Annotated in this window: 25 protein-coding genes, 1 pseudogene and 1 riboswitch; of the genes and pseudogenes, 5 read left to right on the top strand and 21 right to left on the bottom strand. The window is 37.8% G+C overall.

The genetic code is table 11. The annotated features are described in order from the left end of the window. Positions 1-3 precede the first annotated feature (3 nt). From LI951_RS12275 to LI951_RS15260, 12 genes are all read right to left on the bottom strand, one after another. Complete coding sequence (locus LI951_RS12275; protein ID WP_229442363.1) at positions 4-822, bottom strand: PTS system mannose/fructose/sorbose family transporter subunit IID; 819 nt, start codon at positions 820-822, stop codon at positions 4-6. Between the two features lie 2 nt (positions 823-824). Then, complete coding sequence (locus LI951_RS12270; protein WP_229442362.1) at positions 825-1,640, bottom strand: PTS mannose/fructose/sorbose/N-acetylgalactosamine transporter subunit IIC; 816 nt, start codon at positions 1,638-1,640, stop codon at positions 825-827. A gap of 1 nt (position 1,641) precedes the next feature. Continuing rightward, positions 1,642-2,142, bottom strand: a complete 501-nt coding sequence (locus LI951_RS12265) for a PTS system mannose/fructose/N-acetylgalactosamine-transporter subunit IIB (protein WP_229442361.1) — start codon at positions 2,140-2,142, stop codon at positions 1,642-1,644. 90 nt (positions 2,143-2,232) lie between these two features. Beyond that, complete coding sequence (locus LI951_RS12260; RefSeq protein WP_202067639.1) at positions 2,233-2,946, bottom strand: GntR family transcriptional regulator; 714 nt, start codon at positions 2,944-2,946, stop codon at positions 2,233-2,235. Positions 2,947-3,257: 311 nt separating this feature from the next. Continuing rightward, positions 3,258-3,426: riboswitch (M-box (ykoK) riboswitch) on the bottom strand. A 135-nt stretch (positions 3,427-3,561) separates the two neighbouring features. Further along, positions 3,562-3,909 carry a DUF1667 domain-containing protein gene (locus tag LI951_RS12255; RefSeq protein WP_229442360.1) on the bottom strand — a complete coding sequence of 116 codons (348 nt, stop codon included), beginning with the start codon at positions 3,907-3,909 and terminating at the stop codon, positions 3,562-3,564. Next, positions 3,906-5,174, bottom strand: coding sequence for an NAD(P)/FAD-dependent oxidoreductase (locus tag LI951_RS12250; protein ID WP_229442359.1), 1,269 nt, complete (start codon positions 5,172-5,174; stop codon positions 3,906-3,908). The genes LI951_RS12255 and LI951_RS12250 overlap by 4 nt, the downstream gene beginning before the upstream one ends. Next, complete coding sequence (locus LI951_RS12245) at positions 5,167-6,624, bottom strand: NAD(P)/FAD-dependent oxidoreductase (protein ID WP_229442358.1); 1,458 nt, start codon at positions 6,622-6,624, stop codon at positions 5,167-5,169. The genes LI951_RS12250 and LI951_RS12245 overlap by 8 nt, the downstream gene beginning before the upstream one ends. Positions 6,625-6,774: 150 nt before the next feature. Next, positions 6,775-7,344, bottom strand: a complete 570-nt coding sequence (locus LI951_RS12240; RefSeq protein ID WP_229442357.1) for a glycerol-3-phosphate responsive antiterminator — start codon at positions 7,342-7,344, stop codon at positions 6,775-6,777. 360 nt (positions 7,345-7,704) lie between these two features. Beyond that, a complete protein-coding gene (locus tag LI951_RS12235) occupies positions 7,705-7,980 on the bottom strand; it encodes a hypothetical protein (protein WP_229442356.1) in 276 nt (91 codons plus the stop codon). A gap of 240 nt (positions 7,981-8,220) precedes the next feature. Beyond that, complete coding sequence (locus tag LI951_RS12230; protein WP_229442355.1) at positions 8,221-8,883, bottom strand: DUF998 domain-containing protein; 663 nt, start codon at positions 8,881-8,883, stop codon at positions 8,221-8,223. Positions 8,884-8,913: 30 nt separating this feature from the next. Continuing rightward, the gene (locus LI951_RS12225; protein ID WP_229442354.1) at positions 8,914-9,549 is read right to left on the bottom strand and encodes a putative ABC transporter permease; all 636 of its coding nucleotides are present in this window, start codon (positions 9,547-9,549) and stop codon (positions 8,914-8,916) included. A 173-nt stretch (positions 9,550-9,722) separates the two neighbouring features. Further along, positions 9,723-11,642, bottom strand: a complete 1,920-nt coding sequence (locus LI951_RS15260) for a BglG family transcription antiterminator (protein WP_229442353.1) — start codon at positions 11,640-11,642, stop codon at positions 9,723-9,725. A 125-nt stretch (positions 11,643-11,767) separates the two neighbouring features. On the opposite strand from LI951_RS15260, the gene LI951_RS12215 reads away from it, so the two are divergent. The 5 genes from LI951_RS12215 to LI951_RS12195 are packed head-to-tail and all read left to right on the top strand — an operon-like array spanning position 11,768 to position 15,988. Beyond that, complete coding sequence (locus tag LI951_RS12215) at positions 11,768-12,079, top strand: PTS sugar transporter subunit IIB (RefSeq protein ID WP_202067631.1); 312 nt, start codon at positions 11,768-11,770, stop codon at positions 12,077-12,079. A 22-nt stretch (positions 12,080-12,101) separates the two neighbouring features. After that, entirely contained in the window at positions 12,102-13,334 is a 1,233-nt protein-coding gene (locus LI951_RS12210; protein WP_202067630.1) for a PTS sugar transporter subunit IIC, read from the top strand. Positions 13,335-13,360: 26 nt separating this feature from the next. Next, positions 13,361-13,726, top strand: a complete 366-nt coding sequence (locus LI951_RS12205) for a PTS lactose/cellobiose transporter subunit IIA (RefSeq protein WP_236671881.1) — start codon at positions 13,361-13,363, stop codon at positions 13,724-13,726. Continuing rightward, a complete protein-coding gene (locus LI951_RS12200) occupies positions 13,719-15,155 on the top strand; it encodes a glycoside hydrolase family 1 protein (protein WP_202067629.1) in 1,437 nt (478 codons plus the stop codon). The genes LI951_RS12205 and LI951_RS12200 overlap by 8 nt, the downstream gene beginning before the upstream one ends. Before the next feature lie 17 nt (positions 15,156-15,172). Beyond that, positions 15,173-15,988, top strand: coding sequence for a histidine phosphatase family protein (locus tag LI951_RS12195; RefSeq protein WP_202067628.1), 816 nt, complete (start codon positions 15,173-15,175; stop codon positions 15,986-15,988). Between the two features lie 119 nt (positions 15,989-16,107). Here LI951_RS12195 and truA read toward each other — a convergent pair whose 3' ends face one another. The 9 genes and pseudogenes from truA to LI951_RS12155 all read right to left on the bottom strand — a co-directional run bounded on the left by truA (position 16,108) and on the right by LI951_RS12155 (position 26,686). Then, positions 16,108-16,848 (bottom strand): tRNA pseudouridine(38-40) synthase TruA, encoded by a 741-nt coding sequence (truA, locus tag LI951_RS12190; protein WP_229442352.1) that lies wholly within the window; start codon positions 16,846-16,848, stop codon positions 16,108-16,110. Positions 16,849-16,929: 81 nt separating this feature from the next. Continuing rightward, positions 16,930-17,784 (bottom strand): MurR/RpiR family transcriptional regulator, encoded by an 855-nt coding sequence (locus LI951_RS12185; protein WP_229442351.1) that lies wholly within the window; start codon positions 17,782-17,784, stop codon positions 16,930-16,932. A gap of 95 nt (positions 17,785-17,879) precedes the next feature. Next, the gene (locus tag LI951_RS12180) at positions 17,880-18,077 is read right to left on the bottom strand and encodes an anhydro-N-acetylmuramic acid kinase (RefSeq protein ID WP_324254789.1); all 198 of its coding nucleotides are present in this window, start codon (positions 18,075-18,077) and stop codon (positions 17,880-17,882) included. Positions 18,078-18,184: 107 nt separating this feature from the next. Beyond that, positions 18,185-19,558, bottom strand: coding sequence for a cysteine peptidase family C39 domain-containing protein (locus tag LI951_RS12175; protein ID WP_229442349.1), 1,374 nt, complete (start codon positions 19,556-19,558; stop codon positions 18,185-18,187). Positions 19,559-19,562: 4 nt separating this feature from the next. Continuing rightward, positions 19,563-20,885 carry a glycosyltransferase gene (locus LI951_RS12170; protein ID WP_229442348.1) on the bottom strand — a complete coding sequence of 441 codons (1,323 nt, stop codon included), beginning with the start codon at positions 20,883-20,885 and terminating at the stop codon, positions 19,563-19,565. A gap of 199 nt (positions 20,886-21,084) precedes the next feature. Further along, complete coding sequence (locus LI951_RS15155; RefSeq protein WP_267491736.1) at positions 21,085-21,207, bottom strand: hypothetical protein; 123 nt, start codon at positions 21,205-21,207, stop codon at positions 21,085-21,087. A gap of 173 nt (positions 21,208-21,380) precedes the next feature. Next, a pseudogene (gene murQ, locus LI951_RS12165) lies at positions 21,381-21,677 on the bottom strand (N-acetylmuramic acid 6-phosphate etherase); the annotation flags it as partial. 342 nt (positions 21,678-22,019) lie between these two features. Beyond that, on the bottom strand, positions 22,020-25,250 hold the full coding sequence (locus LI951_RS12160) for an LPXTG cell wall anchor domain-containing protein (RefSeq protein ID WP_229442347.1): 3,231 nt from the start codon (positions 25,248-25,250) through the stop codon (positions 22,020-22,022). A gap of 656 nt (positions 25,251-25,906) precedes the next feature. Then, a complete protein-coding gene (locus LI951_RS12155) occupies positions 25,907-26,686 on the bottom strand; it encodes a carbohydrate deacetylase (RefSeq protein ID WP_229442346.1) in 780 nt (259 codons plus the stop codon). Positions 26,687-26,831 lie beyond the last annotated feature (145 nt).

The following is a 26,831-nucleotide window of genomic DNA, read 5'->3' as shown; positions in this document are numbered from 1 at the left end:
TTATTAAAGTAAATATGCCAGACCAACTGCAGCAAATGCGACAATGAAATAGATAAAAATCAGCTTAACTGGGGAAACTTTTCTTTTAGCCATTAAATACCACGAAGTAAAAATTACTACCAATGGTGCTAATTTAGGAAAAATCCCATCTAATATTGCTTGTATATCAATTTCCGCTCCCGTCAAAGCAAATTTTGCTGGTATTTCAAGATTTACATACGAGGCTGCTACACCGCCGATCACTGTCATTCCTAATACTGTAATTGCTTTTGTTATTTGTTGTGCTTTTTCGCCAGTAAAAACATCTATTGACTCTGCTCCAAGCTCATACCCCTTAAAAAATAAATAGCGTGAACCAAAATAAACAATACTATTAAATGAAATGACGTAGAAAAAAACACCTAAACTACTACCATTAGCGGAAAGCCCCATTCCGATTGATAATAAAATGGGAATCAGCATTCCAGGCACCATCGAATCTCCAATTCCAGCTAGAGGACCCATCAAGCCAATTTTTAAGCTGTTAATCAGCTCACCTGTGATACCAGCATTCCCCATTGCTTTTTGTTCTTCAAGTCCAACTGCGATTCCATTGATTAATGCACCGACTTGAGGTTCTGTATTATAAAAAGCGGTGTGACGTTCCAACATTTCTTTTTTCTTCTCTGGTTCATCCTTGTAAAGTTTGTCAGCTACCGGCTCCATCGAAAGTGCAAAGCCCATTGCTTCTAAAAATTCAAAACTCATAGCAACCAAATTGTACATCATCCATCTATGATAGGATTTTGTCAATGTTTTTTTATCTAAGATTTTTTCGGTCATTGCTAAAACTCCTCCTCATCTTCTTCACCAATAACTACACCTGCTGAGCTGACAGAGCTGTTTTTATTCAATCCGTTGAAATAAAGATATGCAATCACAGCTGCAACGATTGTCAATGCAATCATATTCAACTCTAAGAATACAATGCAGACAAAACCTAATAAAAAGAATAAGAACAACGAATTTTCTTTAACCACTGCTGTCAACAACATAGCAATCCCGATTGCCGGCAGAACACCGCCTAAATAACTCATAACATCAATTAAATATTGAGGCATAGAATCCAGCATTGTTTTCGCAAATCCTGAACCAAAATAGAGCACTAAAAAAGAGGGAACAAATCTTGAAATAAAATTGACTAACTGAGGTCCAAAAATTGCATTCATTCGGAATTTTTTGTAATCTCCTTCACGAATTGCTGCAACTGCACGATGGTTCCAAAATGAATTGATAACCTGATACATATTAAAAACAATTGTTCCAAGAATTCCAATAGTTGTCGCCAGTGTTACAGCAACTTCTGTGCTGGTATTAGAAAGCATTGCCAATGCAATTGCCGGAAAAGCAACAAAATTTAGATCTGCAGGCATTTGCCCTCCTGGCGTTACCATTGCAATATAGACTGTTTGAATTGCAACACCCATCATGATTCCTTGTTTCATATCACCTAAAATCAGGCCAACAATCATCCCTGAGACTAAAGGTCGGGTAATCGTATACCAGCCTCCGGTCAATCCTAATAACCAAGGAGTTGATAATGCACCCAGATAACAAATCACAGAAATAGTGATTGCCTGCATCAATAATGTTATATCCACACTACTCTCCTCCTTCAGCTTTCAGTTCATCCCATGTCCTTCTTTTTGAATCAGGAACTAATTGAAATGAAATTGTCATGCCCTTTTGCTGCAGTACATCGAACGCTTCTTCTTCTTCTGGAATCATACTTAAATTTTTACCATATTTCTTGGCACCTTCACGGACACTCATTGGTCCCACATTCAATTCTTTTATCTCCGAAATAAAGTTAACACCGCTTTCAAAAATTCGGACAAGTGTTGCTGGCGAACGGGCGATCAAAAAATACTGACGTTTACTTTCAACGATTTTCGACCATTTTTGAATAATTTCCTCTTCGGTCATCACAAACCCTTTTAGGGGCAGCGGAACTGCCGATTTCAGCATTTTAGCCAATACAGGATTTGTTGCTGACGGATCATCAACTGCTACAACACCGTCACACTTTCTTTCGCTCATCCAACGAGTAACTACTTGACCGTGAATAATCCGGTCATCGATCCTAATAAATGAAATTGCCATTTTTTCCTTCCTCCCAATTGATATAATGTAATTACAATAAGATGTAATAAAAATATATTTCTAAATATAGAAATATATTTTTTACCTATTTTAAGTAAAGTCGTTGACATAGTAACGGTACTCACTGCCAATATAAAAACATTCTGAATACTCGTGAAATTGCTTCCCAAGTTGCTGTGTAATTCTAACCCTTTTTAAAATTGGTGTGTTTGTATCTATTTTGAGCACTTCCACTAAGTACTCACTAGGATTGACTGCCTCAACATATTCCTTAACTGAATCTACTATGATATCAAAAGTTTTTAAATATTCATAAAATGAGCCGTAATAATCTTCACTGCTTGTTGAAAAGAATGTTTCATACGTAAAATATGTGTCAAAAAATGCGAAGGCCAGTTCTTCAGTACCAAATATCCGCTGTAAATTCAGCACTGGATCACCTTCATTAATATTCAAAAAATTCGCAATTTTTGCTGTCGCTTTCACCATGTTAACTTTCGCTTCCAATGTATGCACTTTTCTGCCTAGATTATTCATCTCCTGTGTGAAGCTTTTGACCACAGTTTCTTTGACCTCCAGCTCCTTCGCCTGAACAAAGGTGCCTACTGCACGTTTTCGATACAGCAACCCCTCATTGACCAACTGATCAATCGCTTTTCTAATCGTGATGCGGCTGACGTCATAGATTGTACAAAGCTCATATTCTGTCGGGATCTGATCTTCGACTTTCCACTCACCAGAATTAATTTTAAACTTTAAATCACTGGCAATTTGAATGTACAGCGGCAATCTATTATCATTCATTCCTCCACCATCTTTCTACATCTCTTTGTCATAACAATAGCACATGAATGAATTTCATGCAAGCGTTTTTTTAATAAGAACTAAATTATTGCTTATTTCAAATTTTATAAAAGCATACCGCAACCTTATACTGACTGTAATTTTTTCGAAAATAGAGTACTTGGAGTTGTCCAGCGAAGTAACATAGACTGTTTAAAGCAACCTCTGTCAGTAAAAATCTATTCTGCCGAGTACCCTAACAAATGAGCTTCCGCTTCAAACTCAGCGATAGGTCATACTAAATTGCATCCTACAAAACTGATAAGAAAGAGAATTTGACCTATTCATTGAGTTTTAGCACTATACAACCTAAAGAACAACAGCTTAGCTGCCTTATGAAAAGACTTATATTCAACCATGCCTGTTCTCCCCATTGGAGTCTCTTGATATTTGGGACATCAGTCTGTGTTTGTATAGGAGCTTCACCTGACAAATCATACTTTATTTTCCCGTACAATTTAACAGAGCATTTTTTCCTTATCGACTGTAATCCTGTACCTCAAAACTTCTCTCCAAGATATCCAAAATCCTTGATAATGCTGAGCTTTCCCCATTAAAAAATTTTCTTTTTATTATCTACATGTTCCCTGTAGCCACCACATCTACCCCTGTATTCAACAGATTTTTTATTGCAATATCACCGATATTCACTGGTGCGTTCAATCGAACTTCATTGATCACCTTCATCGCCTCCATTACATATTCTTTAGGAATCCCATCCGTAGTTTTTACAGGACAGCGGCGGTGTCTTCCACCCTCAACAATTACAGTAGAAGTGACTACACGTATTGGATTAGTCGCTTCTGCTTTGCCATACTTCACACCTTTACTGCAGCTGTGACCGCTAACCTGATACTCATTTGCTGTATCCACCATTAAATGGCAGCCCTTGGGACACATAATACAGATAAACTCTTTCATCATCTGCCGACCTCCTCCACACAAATTTCTATTTCACCGTTCTGGATTTTATCAATAGCTTTCCGGGATAATTTAATTTTCTCCATCTCGCCAGGGACAATATAGCTCTTTCGCTGTTTTACCAGTGTTTCTCCTTGCGATTTTACTACGATTTGGCTGTCGCCATACACTTTATTTACTCGGAAAAACAGCTCAACCTTCTTATCAACCTTGTCTTCACGAATTTTTTGAGGAACTACATAGGTCACATGCTCCCCATTTTTTATGGTTAAGTAATCTACAGTCAGCTCATCCATCAAGTGCTGAGACAAAATAAATTCTGCTGCCGCCGCTCCGGCTCTCATGCTCTCAGCCGTTACAAAATCTACTAAATCATGTACGTGGACAACGTTTCCGCAGGCAAAAATTCCAGGAATCGACGTTTCCATATTTTCATAAACAAGTGCACCGTTTGTTCGATTATCCAATACAATTCCTGCACTGCGGCTAAGTTCATTTTCAGGAATCAATCCTACAGACAATAAAATCGTATCACAGGCAAAAATCTGTTCTGTCCCGGCAATCGGCTGTCGCTTCTCATCTACTTCTGAAACGACGACTTCCTCTACTCGGCTTTTCCCTCGAATCTCTGTAATTGTATGCGAAAGAAATAAGGGAATATCAAAATCGTCCAAGCATTGCACAATATTTCTTGTTAGACCGCCCGAATAAGGCATCACTTCAATACATGCCAATACTTTCGCACCTTCCAGTACCATTCTTCGAGCCATAATCAATCCAATATCTCCCGATCCCAAAATAATTACTTTTTTCCCTACAAGATAACCTTCTATATTGACATATCGTTGAGCAGCTCCCGCTGTATAAACACCCGCTGGTCGACTCCCCGGAATTCCGATGGCTCCCCTTGTCCGCTCCCGACAACCCATTGCAAAAATTAGTGCTTTTCCCTGTAAAATTTGATAGCCCTTTCTCTTATTAACAATGTGAATCGTTTTTTCTTTGGTTACTTCCAGAACCATCGTGTCCAAGTAAACCTTTATACTTGTTTCTTTCAGCATCTCAATAAAACGTCCCGCATATTCCGGCCCGGTTAATTCCTCTTTAAAATAATGAAGACCAAAACCATTGTGAATACACTGGTTAAGAATCCCGCCCAGTTCACTGTCTCTTTCAATGATTAAGATATCCCTGATCCCTTTTTCGTAAGCAGCCATTGCTGCTGCCAATCCAGCTGGTCCTCCGCCGATAATGATTAACTCATGCATGTTCCAGACCTCCCTTGGTTGCTTCTGTTAAAACATAACTGCTCGTGTGATCCTGCAAGATTTCCAGCGGAGACTTTCCCAGCTCATCTGCTAAAATCTCAACAACTCTTGGACCGCAAAAACCGCCCTGACAGCGTCCCATTCCGGCATTGCATCTTCGCTTGATGCCATCCACCGATGCAGGAACAACTGCTGAATGCACTGCAGCTCTTATTTCTCCTTCTGTAATCATTTCACAGCGGCAGATCACTCGTCCATAGCTGGAATCTTTCTGGATCAGCTTGTTTTTCTCCTCAATTGTCAGCTCCTGAAAAACAATTTTCTCCCGGGTATCCGTAGATTGGGCTTTCAATTGAAACGTACGTCCTATTGATTGTTCCAGTAACCTAATTCCATAGAGTGCAATTGCCGGAGCAGAGGTCAGTCCGGGAGATTTAATACCCGCTAAATCGATAAAACCAGGAGCAGCTTCTTGAATAATAAAGTCCTTTTTTGTACTGTTTGCACGAATCCCTGAAAAATTACGAATAGACCGTCTTAAATTAAGATCAGGGACCGTTTTTTTTGCCAGTTCAGATACCTGTCTCAATCCTTTGACTGTATTTCCTGTATCCATACCGCTTCCCAGCTCTGTTTTTGAAACTTCTTCAGCATTTGGTCCGACAATCAAGTTTCCATGTACAGTTGGGCTGACCAGCACCCCTTTTCCTACATTGGAAGGACATTGAAAGATAATGTGAGAAACAACTGAACCTTCAGATTTATCCAGTAAATAATACTCCCCCCGGCTGGGTACGATCTCAAAATCAGGCTCTGCCACCATATTATGAACAGCATCTGAATAAACACCCGCTGCATTAAAAACATATTTAATCTGATAAATTCCTTTTTCTGCTGTGATTTGGTAACCGGACTCTCTCCTGCTGATCTCCTTCACTTTATTATTAAGCGAAAGTTCCACGCCATTAACTACTGCAGTTTCAGTAAGAGCAAGACAAAGCTCCCATGGATTCACGACTGCAGCAGTCGGCGCATAAAGTGCCCCGAGGGCGCGGTGAGATAACCCAGGTTCCATTTCCAGAAGCTCTTCCTTATCCACCATCTGCAGCTCTGAAACCCCATTTTTAAGACCACGCGCATAAAGCTCCTGAATAACCGCTAACTCTTCTTTAGAAAATGCTGCCACCAGAGAACCAATCTGATGATAATGAACTGAAAGCTTTTGGCAAAGCTCTTTGGCTCGTGCAGCACCTTCCACGTTCAATTTTGCCATCAGAGTTCCCGGTTCCGGATCAAAACCGGCATGCAGGATAGCACTATTAGCCTTAGTTGCTCCCATACTCACATCATTTTCCGCTTCCAGAATTAAAACTTTCAGCTGATACTTACTTAATTCATAGGCTGTTGCAGCACCCACAATCCCACAACCGATAATCACCACATCGTACATCTTTTTTCCCCCTGTCTATATCTCTCAAGCACAAAAAAGAGAATACAGAAACAAACACCACTTTTTTTGGTGTCTGTTGCTATACTCTCTTTTCTCCAGCAAGTATTTAATTGTTTATATTATACCACCTATATAGAGCTTGGACAATAACTAGACAGACCAAGTCGGCACATTTGTCGTTGAAACAGCAAGGCTTCCTGCTCCCAAAGCACCCATAATATCTTCCTTGTCCCGAATCAGGCCGCCTACAATTAATGGTTTTTTTGACGATTTCACAATTTCTTTAATGATCTTCGGAGAAACATTGGGCAGCAGTTCAACCATATCTGCATCAATATGTGCAAGCTGTCTTTCCATATTTTCCAGAGCCGAAGAGTCCAACAGAAAAAAACGTTGAATAGCCAGCAGCTGATGTTTTTTAGCATAGCGGACAATCACTGATTTTGTTGAAATAATTCCATCAAATACTGTACATTTTTTTACATAGTCAATGGCTGCTTCATCCGAAGACAACCCCTTAACCAAGTCAGCATGCAAAAATGCAATTTTCTTACTCTTCTTAATTCTTTCCGATATTTCACTAAGCTGCATTAGATGGGACTGCAGAATAAAAACAACCTCAACCTCTGATGTCAATGCCGCAGTCAGCTCTTCTTCATTTTTTACCGCAGCAATCACAGGGGAAAGCTCCAGTTTTTTATATAAGTCACAGACATTCATTTAGAGAAACTCCTTATCTATTAAATGAGTGCTGAGAATTTCAGCTGTGGATAGCTGCCGATTCCTCTCAGTCTTTTTTATTTTATCATGCTGGAAGACAGGCAAACAGTATGTACAGACAAACCGATAAAGAAAAGGCTTCAGAAATCCTCTTGAACCCTTTCAAGACTTTTGGCAAATGGGAAATTTGACACTACAAATCCAGGAATAGCTGAAAACACTCACATTCCAAAGAACACTGCAGAAGATAAAAGAGGCGAAATTCAGAATCCAAAAAGGCATGAAATTTATCAAACGAACTTCATACCTTTATTTCATTTATTCTTTAAACTCTCATTTTTTAAACGCTTACAAATAGATCTATCGTTCTCCCAAACTTGCAAGATGGAAATCCAGCATATAATAGCGATAATCACTCTTTGAATACATTGATTTCTTGTTTTTCAGATCTTTTATTAAATCCAGGCGTTCCTCTTCTGTTACTTCTACCCAGTCCTTTTCATGAGTTCTGCAATAAAGGCGAAAAGGCAGCTCCTTATCCATACGTACTTCAAGAAAATTTTCAGGTTTTCCCAATCCGTGATATTCAGCATCTGTTAAAATTTCTCCAACGTAATTCATATATTTCCTACTCATGTATTTCTACCCCCTTCAGTTTTTATTTCTATCTGCTTATATAAAAATTATAATCAATTGTTGGATAGACAACAACTGTTTTTCAAATTTTTTTTTATCTGACTAAAAAATAGGATGTTGCAACTATCACATACGGAATATTGATTCCCCTTTTTTAATTTCAAAATAAATGATTTTAGGTGATGAGCTCTCCAACTGTTAAAATAGGTTTTACCCCTAAGACTGTAACTGACCTACCACTTAAGAAAATTTGCCTGAAGGTCTTCTAGACTGTCTAATTTGCATAAAGAAAAAAACAACTATAGGTAAATAATTAAAGAAAAAGCTGACATGCTGACAGAGTCCTATTTGGTTTAAAAATGGAAATTGGCTGACTTTGGGAATACGTGCCAGTCCGTAAATCCCCGCAAACAGTATACTGACAAACAGTGAAAATAGATAGAAATGACTAAGAGCTTTCTTCAGCTGTTTTTTATAAAGTAGAAACAAGAGGAATGGAAATAGCAAAAAACCGGTATACCCAAGCCCGGAGCCTATATTGTGTATCCATGTTGACAGGTTCCATCCTGCCTGCTCCATATTAATGCTGAACAAGCCAGTAAAGATACAGTCGCCAACACCATAAAAGCCTATTGCAGACACAAGTAATATTGTGAGTGTACGTGATGTATCGATAAACTCCTGATACAATGCCGGTAAGGCTAAAACAAAGAAGATTCCAGAGACTACTGACCAAATTAGAAATGGCTGACGTACCGGGCTGCTCACATCCCCAAACACACTGATTACCATCGTCAGCTGATTCATCGCCGGAAAAAACAGTCCCAGAATGTATGGAGTTAAAAAATCACTGACTGCGCCCAACATCAGAAAATAAAAACCGTTTCTTTTAAGAAAATCCATTGCCCTTCCTCCTATTTGCTTCATACAATACTAATTAGAAATAATCGTCGGGTCCAGCCAGTATTTCGTGATTTCACAAATAATTGTATAAACAACCAAAACAATGACTGCTGCTTTATAATAAGTTACCCGCTCAAATCGTTGATACAGCTTATCGAGCAGCGGATCAAGGAGCATTACTGCAAACAAAGATAATATTCCCCACATAATCGTTGATTTCAGGCAAATACGCCCTTGAAAATTCATAAATTCCTGAGAGTAATCCCAATAAGTCCGCCCCAGCAGCCAGCTGGTTAAATAACTGGAAAATAATTCAAATAAAGTCATCCAAAACGCACCTGCAAAGAATAAACGAATAGGATGCTTTTTCAGCCGTCCAAAGAAAACAGTCATAAGAACACCGCCGATTCCATAAATCTGAATGAGCGGAAGCCCCCAGATAAGAGGAATATTACCGATTAAAGGATATTTTTTCAGTACAGGAAAATAGCTGGAAAGCTTATTTAAAATAAAAAGATAGCCTCTATCTGTCAATTTTCCCACAGTAATATACACTGCGATTGTTTCAAAAATCCACCCCAGCATCCCGCAAACAAGAAAGATGAACAGCAGATCATATATGCTTCTTCTGTTCCAAACATTATTACCTATACTCAGCTTTTCCATTTCCAAACCTCCCATTCCACTATCAACCTTTTCTAATTGAGAAAAAATATAACTAATAAAAACTATATCACTAAAATAATTCTTACAAAAATCAAATGACTTACAAGGTATAATTCCAGTTTTATTTCGCTTTTATTAGCTGTAAAAAAACATCTGAAAGATTCGTAGGTATCTCAATTTGAAGTAACAAAACATTGTACCAGTGTATCCACAAACTCTTCAAAAGATGTTAGGGAGCTTAGCCTGTGAACATTCTGCTCATCGGTACAAATCATGGCTAAGTCATCAAATATCTCGCGAAAAACATGTCGATTACGGTAATTAATTGAAATCAGAAATACCAATGTGACACGGCTGCTGCCCCACGCAATACCGTTTGGATTAACAACAATGGAAATACCTGTACGATTGGCATTCATCGTCAGGGAATGAGGAATGGCCACTGAGCCAAAGGCTGTAGAAGAAAGCTGCTCCCGTTCCATTACCTGAGGATAAAACCTTTCATCAACCATTCCCTCCTCCTCCATTCGACTGCATAATTGCTTCAACAATTCATCCGAATTCTGATTTTCAGTCGTGTATATAAATCGGCCTTCATCAACAATAGACAGGAAATTTTGGGCAAACTGGTCTCTGCGCTTTTTTTCTTTGATATCAAAAATTTTTGATGCGATCTGTTGACGGTCTTCCAGTGTAAAAAATGGATTAATGACCACATAGGGCGTTGTGACCACCTGCTTCAGCTTAACTGCCGAAACAATCAGTTCTGTATCTACATATTTCAGCTCCTTTTCACTGGTCAGAATATTTTGAATCTCAAGGTCGTCAACAAAGTTTTTCTGCAGCTTTTCCATTACCTGGATGTTCATATTATAGTAGTGCGGAACAAGAATGGTACAGTTGATTTTGTTTGTCCGCTGCTTTTGAATTTCCAGTGCATAGCCTAAATGAAATGCAATATAGGCAATCTCATCTTCACTAATTGTATAATCCAGTTCTTTTTGAATCACATGTGAAACCTGAACAGCACAGTCATAAATAAGCGGGCATTCTTTCTTAAGCGTTTCTGTCATTGGATTTCTGCAGGAATAGCCGTTATCTATCCGATATAATAAATTTTTTACATGGAGTGCAAATCGAATAAAAAACTCCGGCTCATTGCCGTCGATAAAGTAGAGTTCATGGACTTTTTCCAAAATTTTCCCTACCAGATCAAGACAGCGTTTGTCCGCAACTTGTTCCAGTTCCTCAGCGGATATCTGTGTAAAATTAACACTGGTACCATTGGCGGAAATTAATATTGCCAGATCTCGTATTTCTTCTTTAGGAAAACAAATATTATAACGTTCAGCAACTTTTCCGGCGATTTTTTCAGCAATTTTTAAAACAGCAGGATGGATGGACTGCGGCGGCTGTGCTTCTGATTCAGGAAACTGAAAATTCCCTTTCATTCGATCAACGGCAATCGCCAGATGAATGACAATATTCGTCAATGCATAATCATTGGTAAAAAAATCGTAATCAGAAAAGAGCTCTGCAATAATTTCCTTAATATAATCCAGATCAAAGTCTACAAAGCTTTCCTGCAGTTTAGTGATATCAACAAAATGATTATCCAACTCAGATAGCAGGGTAGTGTGGATTAACTGCCGTTTGGCTTTCTCTGTTCCAATCAGCTGCAGCGTATCCTTGATCAGTCGAATTTCCAAAGACAGCTCCAAACACTGCTTTTTGAGTTTTTTTGCATCATTCAGCAGCGTTGATTCACTGATATATAACTCTTCTGCCAGATCATAAACAGATATTGCTTCTTCTGTCGAGATCAATCTCAGGAGAAGATAGGCAGCTCGTTCAGCAGGTGTCTCTGGAATACTTGTTTGGATGTTATTAAAAAAAGCAGCCAGCTTACCCGATTCCACACGATAGCCTCTGCTTGAAGAAACAACCAAATCAGGTTCAATTGTTTGAATATCTGAAATATACGATTTTATTGTTCGTTTGGACAAGCCAAATTTCTCCGCCAACAGTGTGGAAGAGACCCAATTCCCCTGTTCGTTCAAGTATTGAAGAAGTTTAATATATTTTGCTTTCACCGGATACTCTCCTCTCTTTCACCTCTGCGGTGCAAAAAAATATTTGTTTCACCACTAGAGATTGACTATAGTATAACTGTAATTGATAGCGCTATCAATCGGAACTATGTAAAGGAGAAAAAATTATGAAAAAAATGAACGTGTTACTTGTATGCGGATCGGGAGCAAGCTCAGGCTTTATGGCTGCCAATATTCGAAAAGCTGCCGCAGCAAAAGGATTGGACATAAAAATTACCGCACGCGGAGAAAGTGAGATTGAAAACTATATTGATGAAATTGATGCTCTAATGGTTGGACCGCACCTTGCTTATATCCTTGATGAAGTGGAAGAATTTGTTGGTGATGCACCAGTGAAAGTCATTCTAATGAAACCTGAATATTATGCTACATTAAACGGAGAACAGGCATTGGAACATCTACTGGGAGAAGTTCAATAGTTTTAAAAATGGAGGTATAAAAATGAAACCCTTAATTAACTGGTTGGAAAACAGTTTTACACCGAAAATGAATAAAATCAATCACAATGTGTGGATTGTAACGTTAAAGGATTCCATTATGCAGGCCCTACCCTTAATTTTTTTAGGTTCTGTATTTTGTATGCTGGCAATTCTAAATGATTATTTACCAAGCCTGCCTAATTTTTGGACACCGTATGGTTGGACAATGGGAATGATTTCACTGGTAATTTCTTTCCTAATTCCTTTCAATCTGATGGAGAAGAAAAGACTGCGCAAGCAAAGAATTAATGCAGGAATATCCGGAATCATCTTATTTTTGATTATTATTTCACCACAGGTTATTGCAGACGGCGAACCTGGTTTTGGTCATAGTGCTCTCGGTGCCGGTGGAATGTTTGTCGCAATTGTTGCAGGTTTATTTGCAGGCTTTGTACTGAATTTATTTGGGAAATTTTCATTTTTCAGCGAGGAGTCAGTAATTCCTGACTTTGTCCGCTCCTGGTTTGACGCCATGCTTCCAATCGGAATTGTTGTACTTGTCGGCTGGATATTGGTTGATATTCTCGGCTTTGATGTATATAACGCTGTTCTGGCAATCTTTATGCCGCTGCAAAGCGTCATTGAGACACCATGGGGCTTTTCTCTGATGATGCTGATTGTCTGCTTCCTTTACTCTTTGGGTATTTCAACGTGGGTATTGACTCCTGTTTTAAATCCAGTTTTACTGACAGCAATTCAGGCAAATATTGACGGAAAAGCCATGAATTTAGTGACTGACCCAACGATCTACTCTGCCTATTTATGGATTGGTGGAATTGGCTGTACCATGCCGCTTGTTTTCATGTTGATACGTTCAAAATCCAAAAAGTTAAAAGCACTGGGAACAGCTTCTATTGCGCCAACTATTTTCAATATCAATGAGCCGATCGTTTTTGGCTGTATCGCCTGGAATCCTCTTTTGATGGTTCCGATGTGGCTGCAGGGACTGATTTTACCATTAATTGTCTGGCTGTTTACAAAGGTTATTGCTTTTGCTCCTATACCAACGGTCATGTTTCAAATGTGGTACTGCCCATTCCCGATCGCAACCTGGCTGACTACAGGAACCCTCTCGGGAATTCTGTTAATGCTGATTATTTTTGTTGCAGCTGCGGCAATCTGGTATCCATTCTTTAAAGTATACGAAAAACAGGAATGTGACAGAGAGGCTGCCGAAGCCGTTGAAAAAACATAGATATAACAACGAAAGAGGGTTTTTAAATGGTGAAAGAACAAGTCGTTCAAAATGCCATGCAGATAATTCTACATGCCGGAGATGCAAGAAAGCACTGCATGGATGCCTTAAAAGCAATTGAAATCAATGATTTTGAGCAGGCTGAACAGGAAATGAAACTGGCAAATAAAGAAATTGTTCAGGCACATCAGGTCCAAACAGATGCCATCACAGATGAAACTTCTGGAGAAGACGGCGAATATTCTGTATTGTTTACGCATGCTCAGGATACGCTAATGACAATTTACAGTGAAATAAATATTGTCAAACGTATGCTGTCTATCTTTAAGACATACGACCAGCGTATACGACAACTGGAAAACAAACTGGAAAGGCAGGAAGAAAATGACTAGAGTACCTAAAGGGTTCCCAAATAATTTTTTATGGGGTGGTGCGATTGCCGCCAATCAGGCAGAAGGTGCCTGGGATACTGATGGGAAAGGCTGGTGTGTTGCAGATATCAATGAATTCCTTCCTGATGTAGCATTGGAAAAAAAATCCAATGTAGAAATGACCACTTCCTATATCAAGGATGCTATGGTCAGCACAGATCGAATTTTTCCAAAGCGCCGGGGAATTAATTTTTATCATACGTACAAGGAAGACTTGAAACTGCTTGGTGAGCTGGGGCTAAAAACCTTCCGAACTTCTATTAACTGGGCAAGAATCTTCCCGAAGGGTAATGAAACAGAGCCAAACGAAGCCGGCTTGCAGTTTTATGATGACTTATTTGATGAAATAATCAAAAACGGTATGGAGCCAATGATTACAATGTCGCATTATGAAATTCCGATTTATTTAACAACCGAATACAAAGGCTGGTATTCACGAGAAGTCATTGATTTCTTTGTTCGCTTTGGGAAAGTAATTCTGGATCGTTACCACGGAAAAGTAAAAAAATGGATCGTTGTTAATCAGATCAATCTGATTGTTCATGAATCCTTCAACCATCTGGGCATTGCCGAAGACGCAGTAGATGATTTGCTGTCTGCCAAATATCAGGGTGTACACAACGAAATGGTTGCCAGTGCGCTGATTACAAAATATGCACATGAAAATTATCCCGACAATGAAATCGGCATGATGCTTTGCGGCGGACCGTCTTATGCAGCAACAAGTAAAGCAGAGGATGTTTTAGCGACATTGAAACTAAATCAAATGGAATACTTCTTTGCAGATATACTGCTTCGCGGTCATTATCCCGGCTATGCATTCCGTTACTTTGACGACAAAGGCATTCATGTGGCATTCGGTGAAGGCGACGAGGAAGCACTGAAGCACACAGCAGATTTCATGTCTTTCTCTTACTACTACACACAAATATGTGATCAGGATTCCTACAATAAAGATCTGGGACCTCATAGAAATAAAGAACTTCCGGCAAATCCCTGGGGCTGGACAATTGATCCGATCGGCTTAAGAATTTTGTTGAATGAGTTTTACGACCGCTATCAATGTCCGATTTATATCACTGAAAATGGGATTGGCTATTTTGATGAACTGGAAGACGAAAGTGTTCATGATTCCTACCGTATTGACTATTATCGGGATCACATTCAAGCAATGAAAGAAGCGATTAAGGATGGTGTGGATCTGCGCGGCTACTATGCCTGGGGACCCATTGATATCGTCAGTTGTTCATCCAGTGAAATGAGCAAACGCTATGGATTCATTTATGTAGACATAGATGATTATGGAAAAGGCAGCGGCAGACGCCTGAAAAAAGACAGCTTCGCCTGGTATCAAAAAGTCATTCGCAGTAATGGAGAAGATATCGATTAATTATAAAGGAGAGACCCATGAAAAAAGTCAAAGTATTATGTGCAGTCTTAGTCGCAGGATTTGTCTTGGCAGGTTGTTCTTCCGGAGATGATAAAATTGATTCTGTACAGGAATCAATTTCAACGGAAAATACTGAGACTGTCTTTTACTTTATCCGTCATGGAAAAACTATGTTCAACACAACAGATCAGGTGCAGGGGTGGTCTGATACTCCTCTAACAAATGCGGGGATTCAGGGAGCAAAAGATTTAGCTGTTGGGTTGAAGAATGTTCCATTTACTTTAGCTTATTCCAGTGATCTGGGTCGTGCTGTTTCCACCGCAAACTACATTCTTGAAGAGGGAGACAGGGAAGGACTGGAGCTGCAGACTTCAGCCGGCTTACGTGAATGGAACTACGGCGGGTATGAAGGGCGTGACAATTCCGAAATGTGGGCCCCCATCTTTGAAGCACAGGGGTTGAAATTTGATGATGAATGGTCACAGTATGCAGAACTGACAGAAAAACTATCGGATGAAGACATCGCCAATGAGATAGCTAAAAATGATCCGACACAAACCGCTGAAACCTACGATGAAATTGTAAAGCGCTCTAAAGAAGCAATGGACGAAATCATTGCAGCCAGTAAAGAAGCAGGCGGTGGAAATGTGCTGATTGTTGCACATGGAAGTGAAATCCCAACCATTCTGGAATTTCTTGTACCCAGTACCTATAAAGGCGAATCCATCGGCAACTGCAGTGTAACCACCCTTCACATGAAAGACGGTCAAATGATGATTGATACAATCGGCGACACCAGTTATTTGGAAGCAGGAGAAAAAGCAAATAAATAAAGGGAAGGATATCTTAAAAAATACCGCCCTCCGAGTGTTAGATTTTGGCTCTAACTTTTGGGGGACGGTATAAAAATAGGTCGCCTTTTTTTCATTTTGTCATTCGTTTAAGCAGAAAATCAACGATAATAAACCTCTTCCAGGAACAGTCCCTGAGAGGGTACTGTCATCCCTGCATCACTTCTGATTTTTCGTTCAAGCACTTCGTCAATCGTTTCCAGCGGCAGTTTACCTGCTCCAATTTCAAGAAGTGTGCCCATAATAATTCGAACCATTTTATACAGAAAGCCATCACCGACAAAAGTAAAATAAAGCATGCTTCCTTCTTTTTGAATGGATAGTTCGTTAATTGTCCGAATAGTGGACTTCTTTGTTTTTTTCAGAGAAGAAAAACCGATAAAGTCATGAGTACCAATCAGTTTACTGCAAGCTTCATTCATCAGAGTCATGTCCAGCTTCTCCATATAGTGGAAACTGTAATTGCGTTCAAATGCTGACGGAATTGCATCGTTCCACACATGATACCTGTATTTCTTACCGGTTGCATTGTACCGCGCATGAAATCTCTCAGGAACCTCTTCTGCTTTTTTTACAACAATATCTTGTGGAAGCCGGTGATTTAAGGAACTCAGCAGCTCCGGCAGTTCTATCAGCGTATCCATTTTAAAGTTGGCAATCTGTCCCCTTGCATGAGTTCCCGCATCTGTTCTTCCAGAGCCGATAATTTCAATACCGGTTCCTGTTATTTGTTTCAAGACATTCTCTATTTTCCCCTGAATGGTTTTATCTGAATTGCCAAGCCTTTGCCAGCCAAGATATCTTCCACCGTCATATTCGACAGTCAGTTTAATGTTTCTCATAGTTTCCTTTTTCTCCTTCTGCTGCACTGAATACTTTACAATTTTATTTTTCCTATTTCAGTATACTCTTTTGTTCAACTTTCATTTCTTATCAAACTGTCTCACTTCAGATTTTGATTCCTGAATACGGTCAATCATCTCATCAAAGTTTCTTGATGCGTAAGCATAAAAGAGTATATCAATAACGATAAACTGATTATGCAGAGAAGTGGTTGCTGCACTCCGGACAACCGCTTCATTTGAGCGAACTGTCTGCAGCGGCAGCTCCACTTTTGAGGCCAGTGAATTCATTCCAAACTGCGTCAGTCCCACCGTATGAAGCTGATATTTTTTAGCAAGTTCCACCAGTTGAAGGACTTCCTTGGTCTCTCCTGAATTGGAAATCGCAAAGAAAACAGCCTGTTCAGGTGCTGAGATCAGGATGGTTATCAAAACATGCGGATCACGAACATAGACCACCGTTTTTCCAGCCCTGTTCCATTTCTGAAAAATATTTTCCGCAACCAGTGAGGAAGCGCCCACACCAAAAACATAAATAATGGGTGCATTAATCAGTAAATCAACTACTTGATCCACCTGCTGCTCATCAATCAAAGCAACCGTTTCCTGCATTGATTGGTAGGCGTTTGCCAAAAGCTTCGCTTTTAACTCCTGAATTGACTCATTCTCTGTAATATCTGAATAGCCTTCCTGAACAGGAGAGTCAATCTCAGCAGATAATTTTATTTTCAACTGCGTAAAACTTGGAATATTTATTTTTTTGCAAAAACGAATTACCGTAGCCGGACTGGCTCCTGCAACTTTCGAAAGCTCTGCAGCTGTCATACCTATCACTGCAGAAGGATCTTCCAAAACAGCCAGACCGATCTTCTTCTCAGAACCTGGTAATATATCAATAATACTGCGAATTCTCCCCAGAATATTTTCTCCGCTCATTGCTCCAACTCCTTCTGTCCACTCTTGCTTCTTCTGTTATTATCGCATGAATGAAAGAAACAATCATCAATTTTCATGATGATTGTTTCTTTCATTCATTGATAGTACGTAATTCTTCCTAATGGAACAGCTCTTTCAGCACCCGTTGCTGAAGGAACATTGCCCGGCTGATGATGCAGCGTTTGATTGGCTAAGATGGTCATGGCAATCGCTTCTTTAGCTTCTGATGATTGCCCTAAGTCCTCCTGTGTCTTCACCAGAACCTCCCCGGAAAGATCCTGTTGTAACCTTATGTAGGTGTTAAATGGCGATAGAGTAAGAAAATTTAATTATTCAATAGACCTTGTATAGTATTTATATATATTTCATAGACAGCTTAATCCCTCACCTTAAATCTACCTTACAAGTATAGAATTTCAAATAAATCTATACTAGCTAAATTCCCCTTAGAAATTTTGTTCAATGACATACTTAATTTGTCTATATACAATAAAAAGTAACTGCTCAAAACGGCATAATATATATATTGACTCAGTTGTAAAACTCCATTATCAATGATATATACACTAATAAAATATATATTCAATAAATTACTTGCAACTAACAATATCTGCAAATACTTATTCAAAATTATTAAAGTCTGAGTTTTTTTACCTGCCTTTTGAAATTTCTCCAAGCACAATTCTAACTTATCAGTTTGTAGATATCGCCTATCTTTTTGTTCTTTTATTATATTTAATGTTTCAAATGCAGCTTTATTAAAAGCTATACCTTTTTGAATTTCTTTTCTATTAACTTTAGCTAAATGCATCTCATAAGTTTTTTTGAAATAAACATATATAGTCACATAAACTATTGATAATAAAAGTAGATAAAAGCTATGTTTTGACATCATAAACAAAAGAAACAGTATCATAGGTATCGTATTAAAGATTATATTTATATATGCAGATAACCCTAAAACAACTTCCCTTATGTTCGGAATTTTTGAAAAAATATTCTCTGTCTCTCTATGTGAAAAAAAAGAGTCTGGTAGTTCCTTTAACTTACTAAATAAACACTTAATAATGTCCTGACTCAAACTCTGTCTGAAACTTACTTGCAAATTTTCATTAATAAATTTTAATATGAAATATAAAGTTATAAAGATAATTGAGGATATTACTTGAGAAGGAATATTTTTTCTCAGGTCATCTAACACTACTCCTTGAAGAATTCCTTTTGCAACAAAAAATATTTTTACACATGTAACAAATATACCGATCGAAATAATTGATGTGGACAAAAAAATAAAATTATTATTTAAAAACAATGGCATAAAACATAGTATATTCATTTTATTAACTTTATGAGGGACAAATTCTTCATTAGGTTCCATTAATAACAATAATCCCGTCCATACACTATTAAAATCCTCAATGCTTACTTCTTTTATACCAATAACTGGATCTGCAATAATTAAATTATTTCTTTTTTTCTCATGAATAACAATATAATGAAAACTTCCATCTTTATTAATCAAATGAGCAATTGAAGGAAATAATAATTCTTCATTTTCGAATATGGAAATATCTCCTTTTATTGCTCTACATTTGAAATGAAATTTCTCTAAAGTTTGTTTCATACCTAATGCGGATACCCCATTAGAAGTAACTCCAGAAATATCCCTTAATTCATTAATTAATGTATCCGAACCATAATGTTTTAAAATCATGGCTAAACAAGCCACTCCACAATCTTTTTTATCTTGTTGCTTGACAAATACATAACTCATTCTCTCATCCTTCAATATTCAAGTATTTTTTTTCTTTTGTTAAGGATTCTAGTGCATATGGATCTGAAATAGAATTAAAAATCTTAGCCGCCTTTTCATAATTACCTAAACTGATTAACATTTTTACTATAATAATTTTCAAAAAATCATCATTTTTCTGAGATTCAAGAACATATTTTTTTTGATCTAATGAATCAAAATCAAAAAGCAGGTTATCCAACAAACACTTCATTTCAATATCAATATTAATTTTTTTAACAGCATATTCATACATAATGAAATTTATATTGTTTGGAAATAGTTCTTTTCCTAGTTTGATTGCTTTCAGTGCAACTACGGAATCACTTCGATTCATTAAGCACAGAACATATCTATCAAGTAATGGTTTCAAATAGATAGTATTATTTACATTTTTTTTAGATAGAGGTTTGTCTTTATTAACCTTTATGTGCTGCAATAGAAGATTTTCATAATATTTTTTATCTCCTAAATCTTCAAATGCATCAGGCTTAGATAGTACTACCCAACGCGGATTATTCGGTTCTTCTGCAATCATTTCTTTAGTAAGTTTAGCATATCTAGATTCTTTGTTGAATCGTTTTACTTCTTCTTTTGATGCACCAGCATTAACTACAGATATCCTTGATTGTATTCTTTTAAGTGGATTTGCTGTAGTTGATCTAGGTTCTTCATGTACTTTCCCGTAAAATTTTACAGTATTTGATTTTTTTATTATTCTATCTGGCAAAATAAACCGTGAGGAATTTGGATAAAATGCTTGTATTTGTAAACTAACATCTCTATTCTCTGTTAATACTGTTACAAAACCTAACAAATTTTTTAGTACTTTATAAGAAATTTTATTAGTAAAAACTTCATCAGAATCTAGAATAATCACCCAATCTCCCGTGGTCATACTAAATATTTTATTTCTCATAAACGAAAAATTTTCTTCCCATTCATACTCATAAAATTTAATTTTGTCTGTATCTATTTCTCTAATAGAGCTAATTGTATTATCTGTAGATCCTGTATCCACAACCACTAATTCATCAACTAATTCTTTTAATGAATTTATTGCAGCTTTAATCTTTACTTCTTGATTTCTAACCATTATTAAACCACTAATTTTGATATTACTTTGGATATTATCGTAATTTTCTAGAATATTTTCTAAAAATTGCTGCTCATTCAATTTTTTATCCACAGCAAATGGTTCTTCAAAAAATAATGGTAATAAAGATTCCATAGTATCTAGTATTTCTATAATGTCTTCCCTATTATTATTTTCTAAAAAAGGAATCACTTCTTTTAATTTTAAATACATATCTATCTCCTTTTATAAAAAAAAGAGGACGTACCAAAAGTATGTCACATCCTTAAGACGATGTTACAGAAGAAACATCTTCAATAATAGATCAGAACTCACCAAAAATTTGTTCGTGAATTCCTTCTTATTTACTAGAAGCTGGACTCTTGTCACGACCTCTTTCTCTTTTTATTACTTCTTCACAAAAAGATTTATTCTACCAATACTCAAGTGTATCAGCCCATTGACTTCCCCAGCCTACCCAGTCAAGAAACCAATTTCCGCCTTCTACTTCTTCTAAAAATTCCATAGAAACTTCCTCGTATAACTCGCTTAGCATAATTAAACACCTCCTATTTTTTTGATACAAACTAAATAATAACATACATTAGAACTAATTACAACACCAAAAAAATATAAATATTTAACTCGATAACATTTGTAGCAGTTCAACCTTTGTAATAACATGCCGTCTCAACTATTCTCATCACACAGATAGCTTCTTTATTTATTAGCAATCAGTGCCTGAAACAATTTTGGATCTGTATTGAATGTGGGGATACATTCGGCAGCATCAAGAACACCCAGCCGTCCGCTGGTACCTGCACCAATATAAAATAAACTTCCTCCTTTCTCCATACAATCGATAACAGCATTTATTACTTTCTCAATACTGTCCAGTTCATTTGAAACAGCTTCAGCAACTGTTTGGTCTTCCTGATTCATCATCCCAATGATTTCTCTTACGGATGAATGATCCAGATTTTCGGTTTTACTATTCCGTTTTTCTGTTTCCAGTTTTTCTAACACGGTACGTCTCCCCTTTTTTTGAATCGCTTACACATATAATATAAATGATACGAATTAAAATTTCAAGTTTTTAATCTATAAAACGAAATAAAATTTCGCTCAATTGAATTATAAACCAACTTAAAAAGAAAAAACAACTAAAAGCTATCCTTAATTTATCTTTAGCAACCATCATAAATTAAGATCAACTTTAGATACTAACAGATTTTATTTAAGCAACACTATCATTTTACACCCTGTTTTTAAAATCAAAAGCACTTCAACCTTTCGATTGAAGTGCTTTTAATGGGTTAAGACGACTGTCGCTAACCCATATTTACTTATATAGTCAAAAACTATAAACTATGAGTTTTCGCCGTCTTTTCTTCTGCGAACAAAACCTGCTAATCCTGTAAGACCTAACATTGCACCAAATGAAGCCAACCATGTCGGATTACTTTCACCTGTTTGTGGGAGGGTCTTTTTGCCTGTAGTTGGATTGCTGCCTACCGGTTTCGCATTGTTTGTTCCAGTGACAGTTGTCCCTGCAAGCTCTGCTGGAGTTGTTGATTCTGCCGGATCGACCGGATCTGCTAAAACTGCCTCAGTTATCACGAATTCCTGGATAGCTACAGAACTTTCTCCCTCAGGACTTATTTCAGTAAACTCCACTGTGTAATTTCCTGGGGCCAAACCAGAAATAACGTCCTGTGGTACTGTATTCCCAGCTCCTTCTGCAATAATTGTACCATCTTTATCTTTAATTACCCATGTTAGTTCTGAGTCTGGTATCTTCTGTCCACCTGTTATAGAATCCGGATTTTCTGTTTTATCAATTGATACAGTAGCTTCCGGGTGACGAACAGTAAAGCTGCCATTGGTTGTATGTGTTTCACCTTCAGGACTTATTTCAGTAAATTCTACAATATACTCTCCGTTTTCAAGAGCATTTATGATGTCCTGCGGTACTTCACTTCCAGTTCCTGATTTCACCACCCGACCTTCACTATCCTTAATCTCCCATGTTAATTCTGAGCCTGGAATCTTTTGTGTTCCTGTAATGGAGTCAGGATTGACTGGCTTATCTACTGTAGTTGTTGTTTCAGGATAACGAATGGTAAAGCTTCCTTCCGTTGCATGTGTTTCACCTTCCTGACTTGTCTCAACGAACTCCACTATATATGAGCCTTCTTCAAGCCCCTTAATAATGTCTTGCGGTACTTCATTCCCTGTTCCTGAAATTATTACATTTCCTTCACTGTCTTTGATCTCCCATGTCAGTTCTGAATCCGGAATTTTTTGCGTTCCTGTTACTGACTCAGGATTGATTGGTCTGTCAACAGTTGTCGTTGTTTCAGGATGACGAATAATAAAGCTGCCTTCTGTTACTGAAACCATATCCTCCGTACTCGTCTCTGTAAATTCAACCGTGTAAGAACCTTCTTCAAGTCCATCAATAATACTTTGAGGAACTTCATTTCCTGTTCCTGATTCCACGACATTTCCTTCACTGTCTTTAATCTCCCATGTCAATTCTGAATCTGGTAATTTTTGTCCTCCAGTAACTGACTCAGGGTTATATTCACGGTCAACGGTTGTGGTACTTTGAGGATGACGAGTAGTGAATGTCCCTTCTGACGTATGTGTTTCGCCCTCAGGACTTGTTTCGGTAAATTCCACTGTATAGTCCCCATCTTCAAGTCCATCAATAATGCTTTGGGGAACTTCATTCCCTGTTCCTGATTCCACAACATTGCCGTTGCTGTCCTTGATTTCCCATACCAATTCCGAATCTGGAATATTCTGTGTTCCTGTAATCGATTCAGGATTGACTGGTTTATCTACTGTAGTTGTTGTTTCAGGATGACGAACGGTAAAGCTTCCATCAGAGGTATGTGTTTCACCTTCCGGGCTTGTCTCTGTAAACTCTACTGTATAAGGACCCTCTTCAAGACCACTGATAATATCTTGTGGTATGTCGCTCCCTGTTCCTGATTCCACGACATTTCCTTCACTGTCCTTAATCTCCCATGTCAATTCTGAATCTGGAATTTTTTGCGTTCCTGTTACTGACTCAGGATTGATTGGTCTATCAACGGTTGTTGTTGTTTCAGGATGGCGAATAATAAAGCTTCCTTCTGTTACCGATGTTAGATTTTCAGTACTTGTTTCAGTAAATTCTACCGTATAAGAACCTTCCCCAAGTCCATCAATAACAGTTTGCGGAACTTCATCTCCTGTTCCAGATTCCACGACATTTCCTTCACTGTCTTTAATCTCCCATGTCAGTTCTGAATCCGGCAATCTTTGTCCTCCGGTAATTGATTCCGGATTGTATTCTCGATCTACATTAGTAGAACTCTGCGGGTATCTGGCAGTAAATGATCCGCTGGAAGTATGTGTTTCACCTTCAGGACTTGTTTCGGTAAATTCTACTGTGTAGTCGCCTTCATCCAGACCTTTAATCGTATCCTGCGGTACTTCACTGCCTGTACCTGATGCAACAACTGTTCCGCTGCTGTCTTTGATTTCCCATGTTAACACTGAATCTGTAATTTTCTGTGTTCCCGTAATGGAGTCAGGATTGATTGGTTTATCAACAGTCGTTGTACTTTCAGGATGGCGGATGGTGAAAGTACCAGTTACAGTTGTTGGCGGAACTTCCGAACCCTTTTTAGTAGTCGCTGTCGCAGTGTTTTCTACTGTGTAGTTTCCTTCTCCCAACGTTGACAATATACTGTCATCAATGACTTCACCAGAACCTTGAGCAACTACTTCGCCTGCTTCATTCTTTATTACCCAGTTGTTGTCGTCTCCTTGGAAACTTGTATCAATTGAATTGGGGTTATATGTTGCATCTGGTATAACTGCAGCATCTGTTGATTTAAGCTCAATTTTAATTGGAGTGGTCCAGTATTGGGGATCCAGCTCTCCATCTCCCCAGTCAGTATAACCTATTGCATTTATTTGCACTGTATATTCCCCATCACTAAAGCCTGAGACATCTAAATAAAATGACCCATCTATAACAGTTGGAACCACAGTGACGGAACTTGCTGAAGACGTTAATGTTACCTCGTAGGATTCTACAAAATTTAAAATGTTATCAGCTAGATATTTTCCTGAAATATAAGTTGGTAAATCGTACCATTGACCTGGTATCATTTCATTCCCATCACTGCTGATATCAAAATTATTTACAACAGCTGTCGGGGTAATTCCACTTACTTCATCTGCCGGAGAAATACCAGCTTCGACAGGTGCCAACTCTGCTGCCTCAAACTGCTCTGCTTCCACTATATTTTGAACTTCATTCTCTACAGGAGCTTCAACAAAAGCTGCCTCTTCTTCAACAACTACTGACTCGGCTACAGCAGCTTCTTCAGCAACAAGAACTTCAATAGCTTCTTCAGCAACAGAAGCTTCAACAGGTATCTCAGCAATCGATATATCTTGTTCTATAATATCCCCTGCCATGTTATCTTCATAACCGGAAGTTGCTTCTGCGACTATACTATGGAACGGTAATATTTGTGCACTGTAATTTAGACAGACAGTTACAACAAATAACTTTAAAAACTTTCTCTTTTTCAAAATAATCTCCTCATTCCTAAAATAATTTTATTCAAAAAAATGACCAAGTTAATAATACTACATTATATGGCTGTTTTGCAAAACCATTAGGAATATTATTCTATTAAATAAAATTTATATAGTACTTTAAATGAATAATTAATTTTTTTCATATGAAAATAAATTTTTTAAGAATCGTTCAAGAAAAATATACGAAACAAAAACTATTTGCAAATTATTTTCTCATGTCATATTATTTTAAAATAGTTTATTCGTTATATAATATCATTATTTATTTTCATTATAAAAATCATAGTTCAGACTTTAAATTAGAAAACTCAACATTTAACATACTTTATGACATATATACATTCGAACCCCTACACTCCTTTTATAATTACGAACTAACATTTACTCATTTTTTATTGCTGTCGAGATGCTGATAAATTATAATGACTATCAATTACAGGAACGCATGTCTAAAAGGATTATTTAGAGAAACCAGATTCAACAACTTGACTCAAATTGATTTCCAATTACTGATAATAACTGTTTCTTCCTGCCAATCATTAACAAAGAGCCCCACTAAAGTCATTGGCTATCTGTACAGACAGTCAATGACTTTAGTGGGGCTCTTTTTCAAGAATTATTTTTACTTGGAATCTACATTACAGCTTCTAATAAAAAATATTATAATTCGTCAGCAGAATTCCGCGTTTTTTCAGCATCTGTTTCACTTCAGGCAATGTCAAAATCTTCAGTTCGCTGATTCTTTCCATGCAATAGCTGGACAGCTCCGGCAAGTATGGATCAATAAAGGCTGGGTGGCAGCCTATTTCAAAAATCTCTTTGTCACTTTTGACAGCTTCATCAAAGAGCCGTTCGAGAACTTCGAGTGTAGCAGCTTTCCCATAAAAATCCAAAAAGGTCCAGTCCGTGGTTTGATAGTCATCATTTCTTGATCTATAGCTTACAAAGGTCTCTTCATTACTGCAGTTTCTGATGGGCAGCCGATACTTTTCCGCCAGTTCAAGTGTGACATTGAACAGCTCTTCCACTTTTCCGTGAACGTAATGATGGGAATCCAAGTGATCAGGTTTTCTCCCGCTTTCTAAAAAGCGAAGAATCTGCGCTTCCCACTCCAGCCTCACTTCTTCTGGACGAACTTTTTCAAGATACACCGATTGATTCCAAAAATACCCCTCTTCATCAACTAGACTAGGTACCTCTTCTTTTCTGAGAATAGGCTTTGCTTTATTCAATGTCAAAGTCAGATGAATACCAATTCCCAGACCAGGAGCCAGCTGTGATGCAAGTCTCATTCCTTCAAGAAAATGATCTGAAACAGTTAATGCTGTCGTCGAAGTCACAATTCCCTTGTTATGTGCTTCAATAATACCAAGCGAGACACCAGGTGTATAACCGAAATCGTCGGCATTGATAATGAGTTTTTTCATGACCGAACCTCCTTCTTCATATCCGTATTATACTGCATCCGCTGACAATCAAATAGCGAAATAGCAGTTGATTTCACTCAAAATTCAATGAGAGAAACATGCCACGCCGCATCATCTCGTTTTCATTCTTGTTCATTATAATTTC

Source organism: Enterococcus sp. BWT-B8 (genome assembly GCF_020567625.1).
In the GTDB taxonomy this organism is placed as follows: Bacteria; Bacillota; Bacilli; order Lactobacillales; family Enterococcaceae; genus Enterococcus_L.
The sequence above is the reverse complement of the archived record's forward strand: the minus strand, read 5'-3'. Positions and strand labels throughout refer to the sequence as shown.